The organism is Nocardia vermiculata NBRC 100427 (assembly GCF_001613265.1).
GTDB lineage: Bacteria > Actinomycetota > Actinomycetes > Mycobacteriales > Mycobacteriaceae > Nocardia > Nocardia vermiculata.
The window spans coordinates 372,203-385,726 of record NZ_BDCA01000001.1; the positions used below are offsets into that span (position 1 = coordinate 372,203).

At 67.8% G+C, this 13,524-nt stretch carries 12 protein-coding genes; 6 read left to right on the forward strand and 6 right to left on the reverse strand.

Annotated elements, in window-relative coordinates:
• Positions 1-39: 39 nt before the first annotated feature.
• The 5 genes from NV2_RS01740 to NV2_RS01760 all read right to left on the reverse strand — a co-directional run bounded on the left by NV2_RS01740 (position 40) and on the right by NV2_RS01760 (position 4,898).
• Positions 40-1,797 carry an SDR family oxidoreductase gene (locus NV2_RS01740; protein ID WP_067868132.1) on the reverse strand — a complete coding sequence of 586 codons (1,758 nt, stop codon included), beginning with the start codon at positions 1,795-1,797 and terminating at the stop codon, positions 40-42.
• Between the two features lie 28 nt (positions 1,798-1,825).
• Positions 1,826-2,935, reverse strand: coding sequence for a PDR/VanB family oxidoreductase (locus NV2_RS01745; RefSeq protein WP_067868135.1), 1,110 nt, complete (start codon positions 2,933-2,935; stop codon positions 1,826-1,828).
• Positions 2,932-3,831 (reverse strand): metal-dependent hydrolase, encoded by a 900-nt coding sequence (locus tag NV2_RS01750; protein ID WP_067868138.1) that lies wholly within the window; start codon positions 3,829-3,831, stop codon positions 2,932-2,934. Before NV2_RS01750 ends, NV2_RS01745 begins: the two co-directional genes overlap by 4 nt.
• Positions 3,832-3,922: 91 nt before the next feature.
• The gene (locus tag NV2_RS01755) at positions 3,923-4,414 is read right to left on the reverse strand and encodes a hypothetical protein (protein WP_067868141.1); all 492 of its coding nucleotides are present in this window, start codon (positions 4,412-4,414) and stop codon (positions 3,923-3,925) included.
• Positions 4,415-4,577: 163 nt separating this feature from the next.
• The gene (locus NV2_RS01760) at positions 4,578-4,898 is read right to left on the reverse strand and encodes a winged helix-turn-helix transcriptional regulator (protein WP_067868144.1); all 321 of its coding nucleotides are present in this window, start codon (positions 4,896-4,898) and stop codon (positions 4,578-4,580) included.
• A 53-nt stretch (positions 4,899-4,951) separates the two neighbouring features.
• Here NV2_RS01760 and NV2_RS01765 point away from each other — a divergent pair, with 53 nt between their 5' ends.
• Positions 4,952-5,692, forward strand: a complete 741-nt coding sequence (locus tag NV2_RS01765; protein ID WP_245662388.1) for an SDR family oxidoreductase — start codon at positions 4,952-4,954, stop codon at positions 5,690-5,692.
• 16 nt (positions 5,693-5,708) lie between these two features.
• Here the strand turns inward: NV2_RS01765 and NV2_RS01770 are convergent, their stop codons facing one another.
• Complete coding sequence (locus tag NV2_RS01770) at positions 5,709-5,891, reverse strand: hypothetical protein (protein WP_067868147.1); 183 nt, start codon at positions 5,889-5,891, stop codon at positions 5,709-5,711.
• 252 nt (positions 5,892-6,143) lie between these two features.
• On the opposite strand from NV2_RS01770, the gene NV2_RS01775 reads away from it, so the two are divergent.
• Genes NV2_RS01775 through NV2_RS01795 form a run of 5 tightly spaced genes read left to right on the forward strand, consistent with a single transcriptional unit; the run spans position 6,144 to position 13,371 of the window.
• Positions 6,144-6,653 (forward strand): hypothetical protein, encoded by a 510-nt coding sequence (locus tag NV2_RS01775; protein ID WP_174550534.1) that lies wholly within the window; start codon positions 6,144-6,146, stop codon positions 6,651-6,653.
• Positions 6,653-8,026, forward strand: a complete 1,374-nt coding sequence (locus NV2_RS01780) for a hypothetical protein (RefSeq protein WP_067868150.1) — start codon at positions 6,653-6,655, stop codon at positions 8,024-8,026. Before NV2_RS01775 ends, NV2_RS01780 begins: the two co-directional genes overlap by 1 nt.
• A complete protein-coding gene (locus NV2_RS01785; protein WP_210748912.1) occupies positions 8,023-9,399 on the forward strand; it encodes a VWA domain-containing protein in 1,377 nt (458 codons plus the stop codon). The genes NV2_RS01780 and NV2_RS01785 overlap by 4 nt, the downstream gene beginning before the upstream one ends.
• A 13-nt stretch (positions 9,400-9,412) precedes the next feature.
• On the forward strand, positions 9,413-10,531 hold the full coding sequence (locus tag NV2_RS01790) for an ATP-binding protein (RefSeq protein ID WP_067868153.1): 1,119 nt from the start codon (positions 9,413-9,415) through the stop codon (positions 10,529-10,531).
• Positions 10,528-13,371 carry a DUF5682 family protein gene (locus NV2_RS01795; RefSeq protein WP_245662389.1) on the forward strand — a complete coding sequence of 948 codons (2,844 nt, stop codon included), beginning with the start codon at positions 10,528-10,530 and terminating at the stop codon, positions 13,369-13,371. Before NV2_RS01790 ends, NV2_RS01795 begins: the two co-directional genes overlap by 4 nt.
• Positions 13,372-13,524 lie beyond the last annotated feature (153 nt).

The window sequence follows — 13,524 nt, forward strand, 5'->3', positions numbered from 1 at the left end:
CATCCCCGACTACCGGTGCGGCGGGACGGCCCGCACCGGTCAGGTCAGTTTGATGCGCGCTGCGAGGAAGCGGTTCAGTGCGGGCGCCAGCCTGCTGAAGTGGTACTGCACCCGGGCTTCAGGAGTCACCGGCACGATATCGCGATGGGATTGCACGGCCGCGACGATCTGTTGTGCGACCCGCTCCGGCCCGTAGTTGCGTCGGCGGTACAACGCATCGTATTCGGCTTGTTTCGCCGCTTCCTCGTCGGCGGACAGTCCGGAGAACCGGGTGGTGGAAACGATATTCGTGCGCACCACGCCAGGGCACACGGTGTGCACCTCGATGCCGCTACCGGCGAGCTCGGCGCGCAGGCAGTCCGAGAACATGAAGACCGCCGATTTACTGGTCGAGTAGGCGCTCATCCCCTGTTGCGGGCTGTAGGCCGCCATGCTGGAGACGTTGACGATATGCCCACCGAGGCCACGCTCGGACATCGCGGCGCCGAAGGTGCGGCATCCGTTGACCACACCGCCCAGATTCACCCGCAGCACCCGGTCGAATTCGGCGGCGGGGGTGTCGAAGAAATCGCCGGCCTGACCGATTCCGGCGTTGTTGATCAGAATATCGGGCACCCCGTGGGCGGCGATCACCTCGGCCGCGTGGTCACGCAGGGCAGTCTCGTCGGAGACGTCGACTCCGTAGGCGTGCGCGGTGCCACCGGCCGCCTCGATCGCGGAAACGGTGCGCTTGGCGGCGTCGGGGTCGATATCGGATACCACCACCTCCGCACCGAGCGCGGCGAAGGCGAGCGCGGTCTGCTGCCCGATTCCGCTTCCGCCACCGGTGATCACGACCAGTCGATCACCGAAGGGCGAAGTCTGCGCACCGACTTCGGCGCGGCGCAGGGTGCGCGGCTGCGCACCGGTGGTTACTGCTTCCGCCAGTTCGGTGGCGGAGGTGGCCAGCAGTTCCGGGTGGGAGAAGGGCAGCCAGTGCCCGCCGGCGATCTCGCGGCGCCACAGCCGCCGCGTCCACTTCGTGGCATCGTCGAATCCGGCCGGGCGCACCGCGATATCGCGGCGGGCGACGATCAGCTGCACCGGGACCTCGGTGTGCCGTTCCCGCGGGCCGAACATGCGGGGCAGAATGTTGGCCTGGTAGATCCGCATCCCGTCGAAGAAGTCCTGCCGGAATGCGGGCCCGAGTTTCACGTTGTCGGGTGAGGTTTCGTTCATCAGCGCGATGAACCGTTTCCAGATCTTCTCCGACGACAGCGGCCGCATCACCACCTTGTTGAGCCCCGGGGTCATGAACAGGGCGGTATAGGCCGAGGACAGCAGTTGGGTGGCCGGGCCCCACAGCGCGCCGCGGCCGAGCCGGTCGCGAGTCCAGTGTGCGAGGTGGTCGAGGTTCGGCCCCGACACGGAGGTGAACGAGGCGATCCGGGCGGTCGCGCGTGGCTCGCACACCGCCTCCCACACCTGCACCGAGCCCCAGTCGTGAGCCAGGACGTGCACCGGCTCGCCGGGGCTGACCGCGTCGGCCACGGCGTAGAAGTCCGACGCGAACCGGTCCAGCTCGTAGTCCTCGGTGCGATCCGTGCGAGTCGAACGCCCGTGGCCGCGGGTGTCGTAGGCCACCACGTGAAAACGCCCGGCCAGCAAGGGAATCACGCGATCCCAGAGGTGATGATCGTCGGGCCAGCCGTGCACGAGCAGCATCGCGGGCGCGGACGGGTCGCCGTACTCGTAGACGGCGATATCGATATCGCCGTTGCGGACGAAGTGCTGGGCATCGGGAACGGGAGCGGTCACGAATATCTCCTCGAAGAGACGAGAGTGGTCAGAGGTCGAGCACCAGACGCTCACCGGCACAGCGGGATACGCAGATGAGCAGTTCACCGGCAGCACGTTCGTCCGGGGTCAGTACGGTGTCGCGATGGTCGGGGGGACCATCGAGGACGTGGACCTTGCAGGTGCGGCAGAATCCTTGGCGGCAGGAGTAGGCGATATCGGGACGAACACGCAGCACTTCGTCGAGCACGGTGCGGTCGGCGGGGATGGCGAGCACCTCACCGGTGCGCGCGAGCTCCACCTCGAACGGGGTCCCGGCCACCACCGGGGCGGCGGAGAAGCGCTCGGAATGCAGTTCCACTCCGTGCATCTCGCGTACCGCGGCGGCGATCACCGCGGTCATGGGCACCGGACCGCAGCAGTAGACGGAGGTGTCGCGCCCGACCCCGGCCAGCAGTGCCGCGGCGGTGGGCGTCCCGGATTCGTCGTCGGTACGCACGGTGACCCGGTCACCGAAAGATTCGATCTCGTCCAGGAAGGGCATCGCATCGCGGCAGCGGCCGGTGTAGACCATGGCCCAGTCCACGCCGAGCCGGTCCGCCATGCGCACCATCGGCAGAATCGGGGTGATTCCGATGCCGCCGGCCACGAAATGCACCCGAGCGGCAGGCGATCCGTATCCGGGCAGGACGAACGGGAAGGCGTTACGGGGGCCGCGCACGGTGAGGTCGTGACCCGGACGCACCGCATCGTGGACCTCGATCGAACCGCCGAGCCCGGTGGGGATGCGACGGACCGCGATCCGGTAGTGGTACCGGTCGGCCGGGTCTCCGCACAGCGAGTACTGCCGTAACCGGCCCGAGGGCAGCTCCACGTCCAGGTGCGCCCCCGGCCGCCAGGACGGCAGTACCGCGCCGTCGGGTGCGGCCAGCAGCACGCTGACGACATCGGTGTCGTGGGCTTCCACCCGGCGTTCGATCACCCGCAGCCGGAGCCGTCCGTCGTCCGAGGTGCCGGCCGAGTTCGTCCGGTTGACCAGGGCCGACCAGCGGATCCGGGCACCGGCCAGCAGGCTGATGAGCTGGGTCGTCCGGTCGACTCCGGAGTTACGGTAGAGGTCCGGCGGCAGCGCCACCGGAACCGGGCGACGGGTGGTCACGAGGCGAGGGCCTGCGCCGCCGGCGACTTCGCCAGATATGCCACGGCCTGTGCGGTCGAGCCGACCGACGCCGGGGTGTAGCCGGGCCGGGCGACCGACAATGCCGAACGCAGCAGCGACGGAATACCCGGGAGCGCACCGCGCCACATCGCGCCGAATACCTTGGGCGCCAGGCGTGGATAACCCATATCGGGCAGTCCCGGGTCCTGTTGCACAAGGTATTTGGTCCCCCGCATGAGCAGCACCGTGAACACCGGGAAGACGAGTGCCATCAGCGCGCAGCGGCGGATATAGCCGACCTCGAAATATTCGGCCACATCGTGGGCGACGAAGCGGTGCTCGACCTCTTCGGCGCCGTGCCAGCGGAACAGGTCGAGCATGGCCGGATCGGCCCCGAATCGTTCCAGGTCGGCATTGATGATCCAGTCGCCGAGGAATGCGAAGAAGTGCTCCAGGGTGGCGATGAAGCCCAGCCGTTCGACAAGTGTCTGGAATTCCTGCTGCGCCTGCTGTCCTGCTCGGGGACCCAGTGCCTTGCGGAAGACGTATTCCATCTGCCGCAGGTAACTCTCGACGTCCACTCCGTGCGTCTCGAGTACCTTCCGAAGCGAATCGTTGTGGGTTTCGGCATGCATGGCTTCCTGCCCCATGAAGCCGATGACCTGCTCGCGCAGTTTCTCGTCGCGAATCAGGGGTAGCGCCTCGGAGAAGGTCTGGATGAACATCCGCTCCCCCTCGGGAAGCAGCAGGTTGAGCGAGTTGAACACGTGGGACGCGATCGGTTCCGAGGCGAGCCACCGCAGCGGCGTGGCCTGCCAGTCGAACCGCACGTTGCGCGCATGCAGCGCCACCTCGCCGGGGTCACCCGCGGCGGTGGACAGTGGAAGCAGCTTCATCGGTACTCCTGATCACGGTTGCTACAGCAGCGTAGCAACGATCGGGCAGTACGCGATACCCCGAGTATCACTTATTTTCGCGGCGAGGGCCTCAGCGTGGTGTCATCGGCCAGGTCTGCGTCTTCCCCTCGGCATCCACGGTCGTCACCGAGGTGAACACATTCCCCGGCTGCACCACCTTCGACAGGGTCAGGTGCACCTGGCGGGTGATGTAGTTCCCGGCGGCGCAGTTGGGTTCGCACACGTTGTCGTGTTCGGTGCCGTCACCTTCCGCCTTGTCCTGCCCCCAGCTCTGCCATCGGATCTCTTCCACCTGCGCACCCAGATCGGCACAGGCGAGGATCAGGCTCTGTGGCCGGACCGCCGGCTTGTTGAACGAACAGTCGATGACCTCGGGCACGGTGGAACTCGCGGTCGACTTGGCCGCGACCGGGTCGGCCGAGCGCCCGTGCCCGGGTTCGGTGGATCCACACCCCACCAGTGCCAGCGCGGCGACGACCGCAACCAGACCCGACAGTGGGCGAGCGCTGCGCCGAATGATGTCGCCGTTCATATCGAGCCCCACCTTGTCCTCGAACTGCACACCCCGCTACCTCACGACGTGGACTGCCACCAACCTAGCCGATGCGCGGCGCCGACATCGGACGTCGTCACACCAGCACGGCGACACCGCCTCGACCGGGCCGACACCTCACTCCCCCCTCCACACCAGCCGCGCCGATTCACAGCGGACATGATCCACCGGGTCACCCCCGGCCCGGTCCGTCACCCGAATCCAGGTATCGCCGCGCCCACCCCCACAGCGGTGCCAGTGCCTCAGCGAGCGCAGTGCCCGGCGCGGTCAGTTCGTACGCCTTGTCGGCACGCTTCACGATCACTCCGGCGCCCTGCAGCGTCTGCAACCGCACCGAGAGCATGCTCGACGAGCAGTTGTCCATCCGCCGGCGCAGCTCGAGAAATCCGAGTGGCCCCGGCTCCAGCTCCCGGATGATGCGCAGCATCCAGCGCTGCCCCAACAGCTCCATCGCCGCGCGTTCGGCGTCCCCGACCTCGGTTGCACTTCTCATTTCGAACTACCATAGTGGTTCTGAATCAGAAGCAAACAGGTGGGAGTGCACCGTTGGATTCACAACGCATCGTGTTGGTCACCGGCGCCTCCCGCGGGATCGGGGCGGATACGGCCCGAATACTCGCGGGACGCGGCGACCACGTTCTGGTGAACTACCGGGAGAAGGCCAAGCGCGCGACCGAACTCGTCGACTCGATCGCCGCCGCGGGCGGAACCGCCACCCCGCTCGGCGCCGACCTGGCCGATCCGGAGCAGAGCAGCAGGCTGATCGAGGAGATCGCCGACCGCTTCGAGCGACTGGACGTCCTGGTCCTCAACGCCTCCGGTGGGCTGGAGCACGGCGCAGCACCCGACTACGCGATGCGAATCAACCGGGACGCCCAGGTACGACTGGTAGAACAGGCGCTGCCGGTCCTGGCCCCGGGCGGGCGGATCGTGTTCGTCACCAGTCACCAGGCACATTTCCACGGGCGCAAACCCACCCCGCCCGGCTACGAGCCGATCGCGGCGAGCAAACGGGCGGGCGAAGACGCGCTACGCGCGATGGCAGCCGAATTCGCCGCGCGCGGAATCGGTTTCACGGTGGTCTCCGGCGACATGATCGAGGGCACGATCATCGTCCGGCTGCTGGAGCGCCGCGACCCCGATGCGGTCGCCGCCCGTACCGAGCACGGTGCACTGCCCACGGTCGAGGAGTTCGCGACCGCGATCGCCGACGCCACCGCGGCGACCGACGCCGGACCGGGGCACACCGTGTACGTCGGTGGGGCCGACTACCTCACCGGAGCCTGACGACCGCGCAACCGCGTCAATGCTGCGCTCGATCGAACCACTCGTGGGGGATCGACCAGTCCCAGTCTGCGTCGACCACCTCGTCGCACGGTCTGTCGTCGTTCAGGTAGAGCGGCACCATGGCGCCGAAACCGGCGCCCAGCGCGGACAGCCCGATCAGAACACCACGCCACAGGGCGGAATTTTCGAGACGGTGCACCGAGATCGACCTCCTTGTCGCACGCGGCGGGGGCAGTCGGCGAGACGGTCACCGGCGGCACCCTTGCCGACCATCGCTGTGAGCCAAGACGGTACGCGGGTCAGCGCGTGCCAGGGCCGGTTTCGGCAATGTTCACACCGCGAAGTGAATCGGGCACCGACACCGACACTCCGCCCGGATCCCGACCGGCACAGCACTTGTCGGTGCTGTCGCATACCTTGTGCGCATCGTGATCGACCGGGAGGGAGAACAATGGCCTCGAATCCGAGTGCCATGCCGGATGAGCCGGCGTGGGAGCACGCCGCGGTGCTGCGGGTGCTGCCCGCCGCAACGCCGCGCAAGTTGAACAAGGTGCCGTTCGTCGAGCTGGCCGACGGACGCCTGCAGGGAGTGGTATCGAGCGGCTCCGACATCGCCCGTGTCTACGTGGCCTCGGTGACCGCGGGAACGCACGGGCTCAGCTGCAGTACCAACAACAACCGGCCGTGCGGCGGGCTGAATCAGGGCGGGGCCTGCAAGCACCTGGACGCGCTGATCGATGCGGCCGTACTCCAGTACGGGCAGGCCAGGGTGGCCCGGTTCCTGCGGGTCGAGGTGCCCGACGGCGACCGAATCGCGAGCTGCCTGAACGGAAGCCGCGATCCGGCGCCCGCCGCGGCGGTGTTCAGCCGGTTCCTCCGGCATCTGAGGTATCTCGAACTGCCTGCCGCCGCCACGCCGCTGCCGGAGTTGCAGTGGTTCCCGGCGGGGGTGGTGAAGTGATGCAGGCGGTACAGCTGGGCGCGCTCGCCGATCCGCCCGCAGGCGTCGCCGCGGTTCTGGACGTGGTGAACAACTTCGATGCGGTCCTGGTCGACGGGCTCGCCCGGCTGTCCGAACCACAGGGCACGGCGCTGGCGGCGCTGGCCGGGGCGGTATCGGGATCACCGCTGGCGGAGGTGGTCGTGACGGCCGTGTCGGCCGTGCGGGCGGGCACGTTCGGGGTCGACGAGCTGTCGGCGCTGGCCGCGGCACGTGCCGCGCTGCTCGGCGCGCTGCACGATGCCCTGCTCGACCAGATCGATACCGCGTCGAACCGGGGCCGATCCGAGTGGGCAGGTGCTACCGGGATCGGCGCGGCGGGCCCGCTCGCCGCGGGAGTTCAGGCCTGGCTGGGCGAGCTGGCCATCGCCGGTTGGCGCGGCGTGGACCACGATCTGGTCACCGCGGCCGATCGGACCGTCGAATCCCTGTTCGCCGAGCCTTCGTTGCGCCGGGTGGCCGTACTGCTGGACGGTTTCGCTGCCGAACTGGGTGCGTGTGCGCCGATCGCCACCATGGACCGGGTGCCCGCACGACGCTGGGCCGACCTGTGGTCACGCGCCCTGCTGCTGTCCGCACGCGGCACGGAAACCGTGGGAACCGAGCTGGTTTCGGGACGCCTACTACCGCTCGGGGTGGAATTGCACGAGCACGGGACCGCTGTGCAGGCTCAGCTGCACGGCATACTCGAGGTCACCGGCGCGCCCGCGCGTCGGGTGCGGGTGTCGGTGGCGGCGGCCAAGGTGGACACCATCGTGGGGCCGGCGGTGTGGCAACTACTCGGTGCGCATCCGCGCCTGCTCACCGCGCTGGCCGAGCATCGGGCCCTCGGACTCACCGATATGGCACTGACCGCCGCCGGAGATCTGCTGTGGGAGGACCACCGCGCCGAGGCCGGGGAATCCGCCGACCCGTTCGTCACCGCTGCCGTGCAGCTCCCCGGGGCTCACGCTCCGGCGGTGGCGCCACTGGATCGCGATCCGATCCATATCGCCGAACCGGTGCTGCTCGAGGGGTACCGAATTCGGGACGGCCTGCTCGAACTGGGCGATCAGCGCCTCCGGGTGGACCTCGCGGCACTGCCACCCGCCGGCCCGCTCACCGTGGCGGGGGTGAACGGCTCGGTCGACATGATCGGACTGCTGCGCTGGGACGGCGGCTGGTCGGTGCGCCCGCTGGCGGTGCGGCGCAAGGTCAAGAACACCCTCACCGCCGCTCACAACGGTGATTGGGCGCTCGGGCCCACCGATGCGAAAGTCACCAAGGCGCAAGCGAAGTCGGGCGACGCCGTCGCGGTGTTGCGCGAGCGGGCAGGACGGTTGCTGCGAACATGACGACACCACCACGCAGTTCCGCCGCACACACCGGCCGGGCAGCGAGCGAACCGAACCACGAGACGCGGCGGCAGATCGTCTATTGGCGGCTGCTGGCCGGCGTCTTCGGCGGGGATCAGCAACCGACGTTGGAACAGGCGAGCGCGGGTGTCGCCGACGACCTGGGGTTGCCGCTCGCCGTGCTCGACCCGAGTATCGCCGTCGATACCGTGGTGCAACGGTATCCGGAGCTGAAGGCCGAGTTCGAAGGTCTCGACTTCTCGGGCGGCACGTCCGAAGCCGCCCCGACCGGAGGGGAGGTCTCCGCCGACTACGCGGGCCGGCCCGTCGGCGCCGCCGAGGTTCGCTCCGCCGCACTGGTATCGAAGTTGCTGCTCAACGTCTTCGCCACCGGTTCCGGTCAGGTCAGCGCCACCCAACTGGCCGGCTGGCAATCCGATGCCGGGTGGTTGCGCCGCTGTCTGGGCGAGGAACAGGCAGGTGCCGTGCACGGGGTGCTGGCCGGCATCGAGGGTGAGCTGGTGTCGCGGATGCGGCTGCGCGAAGTGCTGGCCGATCCCCATCTGGCCGCACAACTCACCCCGAGCATGTCGCTCATCGAACAGTTGTTGCGCGACAAGCACAATTTGTCGGGCGTGGCCCTGGCCAATGCCAAACGCCTGATCCGCCGCTACATCGACGAGGTCGCCGAGGTGCTGCGCACCCAGGTGCAGCAGACCAGCACCGGCACCGTCGACCGGTCCGTGCCGCCCAAGCGCATCCTGCGCAACCTCGATGTGGATCGCACCATCTGGAAGAACCTGCCGAACTGGAATCCGGAGGACGAACGCCTCTACGTCGACCGCCTCTACTACCGGCAGACCGCGAAACGCACCGTCCCGGCCCGCATGATCGTGGTGGTCGACCAGTCCGGCTCGATGGTCGACTCCATGGTGAACTGCACGATTCTGGCGTCGATCTTCGCGGGCCTGCCCAAGGTGGACGTGCATCTGATCGCCTATGACACTCGCGCCATGGATCTGACGCCGTGGGTGCACGACCCGTTCGAGGTACTGCTGCGCACCAACCTCGGCGGCGGTAACGACGGCCCGGTCGCCATGGCCATGGCGCAGCCCAAGATCACCGATCCGACGAATACCGTGCTGGTGTGGATTTCGGACTTCTACGAGTTCGATCGTTCGCAGCCGCTGTTCGAGGCCATGGAGGCCGTGCACCGCTCCGGCGTGAAATTGATCCCGGTGGGTTCGGTGAACAGTTCCGGCCGGCAAAGCGTCAACCCGTGGTTCCGCGAGCGGTTCACCAAGCTCGGCACCCCGGTGATTTCCGGACGCATCCAGAAGCTCGTGCGCGAGCTGAAGAACTTTCTCGATTAGGAGACACCCGTATATGAACGACGTTTTGCGCGCGCCCGCCGAGGTCAAGTACGCCGCGGAACTGGATTGGCTGGAGTCGATCGACGACGGCCCCAAGCCGTTCGCGTGGCGACTGAGCCCGAAGATGGTGCGGCTGTTCATCCTCGGCTCCGAACGCGCCGACGGCCTGGACCGTGTGGTGGAACAGAAATGGTTCGGGGACCGGAGTTTCGTCGAGCGCAGCATCGTCACGCTCGCCTCGGACCGCGGTCTGCTGCTGATCGGTGATCCCGGGACCGGCAAGAGCTGGCTCGCCGAACTGCTGTCGGCCGCGATCAGCCGCAATTCCACACTGGTCGTGCAGGGTACCGCCGGTACCACCGAGGACCACATCAAGTACTCGTGGAATATCTCGATGGTCATCGCGAAGGGCCAGTCGCGGGAGTCGATGATCCCCTCGCCGATCATGACCGCGATGGAACAGGGAGTAATCGGCCGTTTCGAGGAACTCACCCGCTCCACCAGCGACGTGCAGGACGCGCTGATCTCCATCCTGTCGGAGAAGTACGTCTCCATTCCCGAGCTCGACGACGACAATGTGGTGTTCGCGCAACCCGGTTTCTCCATCATCGCGACCGCCAACAGCCGCGACCGGGGTGTGAACGACCTGTCCTCGGCGCTGAAACGGCGCTTCAACTTCGTGCGCATCCCGGTCGTGTCGAACAAGAAGAGCGAGGCGGAGATCGTCCGTTTCCGCACCGCGGAACTGCTGCGCCGGCACAGTATCGAACTGGAGCTGCCGCCCACCCTGCTCGATGTACTGCTGGAGAGTTTCGCGGATCTGCGGGCCGCCGCGGCCGCTGCCACCAGCGACGACGACAAGCTGGAATCGGCACTGTCCACCGCCGAGCAGATCGGGGTGCTCGAGGACGCGATCCTGCACAGCCAGTTCTTCGGTGCCAAGGAGTTGCGCGCGGAAACCCTCGCCGGGTCGCTGGTCGGGTCGCTGGCCCGGCGCACACCCGAGGACCTGGCCATTCTCAACAAGTATCTGCACGGCGTGGTGGAGCCGCGGGCCAAGGACACGCAGGGGAACGGCGCGTGGGGCGAATTCCTGGAGGGTGGCCGGGCGGCGATCGCGAGGCTGTCGTGAGCCCTTCCGAGACGCGGTCCGCGACCGCTGCCGACGGACCGGCCACCGTGCCCGGACCGGCACCGAGCGGTGGCCCGAATACCTTTGCCGCGCTGCGGGATCAGCTGGCGGAGGCGGCGGTGAGCTTCGTCGGCAGCCCCGGGGCGGCGGGCGACATCCTCGCCGGCATCGTCGACGACGTCGACCGAGCACTGGCGCAGCGGCTGGAGATCTTCCCGGTCTGCCACCACTCCCCCGCCTCCGGTCTGGCGATGGTGCGGCGGCTGCGCGAGAAACAGCCGAAGGTCGTCTATCTGGAGCTCTGCGAAGATCTACGACCGCTCCTCGACGAACTGCGCAACTGCCGCCTACCGGTCGCGCTGCAGGCCTTCGCCACCGATATCGACGGGTTCCCGGCGCAATGGGCACCATTGTCGGTGGTCGCGCCGATCACCGAGTCCTCCGCCGAGTACCAGGCCATCGCCTACGCACTCGATACGCCCGGAGTGGAACTGGTGCTGGTGGACCGTTCCACCGACCACGTGTTCCAGTGGGCGCCAGAGGATTCGCAAGCGGACCCCGGCACCGACGACGACGACCAACTGCACGGTGCGGCGGTCGGGCTCGACATCGGCGACCTGCGACCGCGTTTCGCCGAGCTGGAACAGCATCTGCTGCATCACGGCAAGGTCCGGCACTGGTCGGAGTGGTGGGACCAGTTTGTCGAGCAGCCCCTCACCGACGCCGACTACGACACCTACCGTCAGGTCATGGTGATGATCGGCAGTCTGTTCCGCCGGCTCCGACGGGGCAGCACCGCCGAGGACGAGGACCGCGAACGGTATATGTGGACGCGGATGCGTGAACATCTCACCGCGGGCGCGATCGATCCGTCCCGAGCGTTGTACGTCTGTGGTGCGGCCCATGCGGCCAGTCCGGTCGAGCAGTTCGGACTGGACTCCGCCGCCCCGTTCGAGATATCGCCCCGTTCGGCCACCACCTGGCACTACGGGTTGATCCCGTCCAGTCACTCCGCCATCGAGGCGCAGTTCGGGCTGTCCGGTGGCGCGGTGTCGATATCGGCGGCCACCTGGCGGAAGGGGCTGCGGCGCAGCCGGTTGTCGTCGTTCCAGCTCGAAGGACAACAGCGGGCCACCCAGCGCGCGAAGCAGCCACTGCCACCGCAGCCGGACACTGCGGTCGCGGACCAGTTGTCGGGTTTCCTGTCCCGGCCCCCGGCACTGGATCGGCTGGACGAAGCCGAACTGCTCGAATGGTCGGTGGATATCGTTCGCCTCGCCCGGCGCAACGGCTATCCGGCCAGCACTGCCGACGCGATTGCCGTCTTCGAGACCTCGATCCTGCTGGCGGGTCTGCGTAATCGCGCCCGTCCGACACCGTACGACTTCCAGGACGCGGCCGTCACCTGTATCGAGAAGGATCTGGTGCCGGGCCGACGCGATGTACGGCGGCTGTGCGAGATCCTGCTCGGCGGGGATCGGATCGGCCGGGTCGGCTACGCGGCGCTGCCGCCGCTCGCCCGCGATGTGCTCGACCGGCTGGAGCCGCTCGGGCTGGATCTGTCGAAGCGAACACTGCAGCGCGCCCTGCTGGATCTGCAGGCGAACCCGCACCTGCGTCCGTGTTCGGATCTGCTGTGGTTACTGCGCCGACTGCTCCCGCCGGAGGCGCTGCGGCCGATCATGGGCTCGCGCGGCCTGGGTGAGAACTCGATCCAGGAGAGCTGGGATATCGGGCTCGGCAAGTACCAACGCTCATTGGTGGAGCTGGGCTACGAGGGGGTCTCGGTGGAGCAGGTGCTCGAGCAGCGCCTGCGGCAAGCCGTCACCGCACCGGACGCGACGGCGGCGGTGGCACTGACCGCTGTCACGGACGCGCTGGTGTATCTACGCTCGGTTCGACTCGCCGACGAGCTGGGCCGGCGCGCGGTCGACCTGCTCGCCGCGGAACGCACCGTGGACGACGCCCCCCTCGTGCTCCGGCGTATCAGGGTGCTGCTCAACTACTTCCGCTCCACTGGGGACGGACTGCCCGCATGGTGCGAACAGTTCGTCACCGCTGGCTATGCGCACTACTGCACCTTGCTGCCGACCGCGTTCACCGCGGAGGACAGCGGTCCGCAGCAGGTGGCAGCCGTGCTGGGCTTCCTGTTCGGCATGGAGAACCTGGCGCTGTCGCTGGGGTGCGACCATACCCAGTTGGAACTCGCAGTGCTGCAATCACATCCGGAGGCACCGGCCAAGGTGGCCCTGCTGTGGGCAGCTCGATTCCAGCTCGGCATGCTGGGCCTGGCGGAGCTGCGTGAACGCTGCGACGAGATGCTCTCCAATCCGCTGATACTGCCGACGGTGCCGCAGTACGTGAGCGGGTTCGTGCAGGCCATCGACCCCGTCCCCGCACTGAAACCCTTTGTGGTGGAACTATTGTCGAAGGCCTTCGGTACCCTCCCCGATGCGGTGCTGCTGCCGTGGCTGCCGAAGCTCATCACGACCTTGAAGGAGCAGGCGGGCGACCTGATCCCCGGGCTGGTCCGGGAAGCGGGCCGCACCTTTCCCGGTGCATTGCCCGCCGTGGACGCCTTCGTACCGCCGTGGTCAGCTACGTCCGCCACACTCGCTGTGCGGGCCGCCGCCCCCGCGCAGGGACTGGCCAACCGGCTTCTGGCTGCCTATCCCGCCGCATGCGACGCGGTGGCCGGTGCCCTGGGCATCGGCGGAGAGTGGCAGCACCCCGAACCGGACGAGACCTCCGACGCCGCAGCCCTGCTCGATCGATTCCCGGACACTGCTGCGGCTCTGGCTGCGCACCTCGAGGTATCGGCCGGGCCCAGCCGAACATGAACACTCGTGGTGGTGGCGACATAACCGCCTCATTCGCCCGTGCTGATGAAAATGGTTTCCACCAGCAGGTCTCCGCAACCGAACTATGGTCCAGACACCTGTCCGGTCAATCGCGTCCGGGCATAGACTGTGCCTCAGCTGAACCGGCCCCCG

Bases quoted from the DNA above. Each gene is read 5' to 3' on its own strand.
- NV2_RS01785 (WP_210748912.1), top strand. From the start codon at position 8,023: ATGACGACACCACCACGCAGTTCCGCCGCACACACCGGCCGGGCAGCG.
- NV2_RS01760 (WP_067868144.1), bottom strand. From the start codon at position 4,898: ATGAGAAGTGCAACCGAGGTCGGGGACGCCGAACGCGCGGCGATGGAG.
- NV2_RS01790 (WP_067868153.1), top strand. From the start codon at position 9,413: ATGAACGACGTTTTGCGCGCGCCCGCCGAGGTCAAGTACGCCGCGGAA.
- NV2_RS01780 (WP_067868150.1), top strand. From the start codon at position 6,653: ATGCAGGCGGTACAGCTGGGCGCGCTCGCCGATCCGCCCGCAGGCGTC.
- NV2_RS01775 (WP_174550534.1), top strand. From the start codon at position 6,144: ATGGCCTCGAATCCGAGTGCCATGCCGGATGAGCCGGCGTGGGAGCAC.
- NV2_RS01750 (WP_067868138.1), bottom strand. From the start codon at position 3,831: ATGAAGCTGCTTCCACTGTCCACCGCCGCGGGTGACCCCGGCGAGGTG.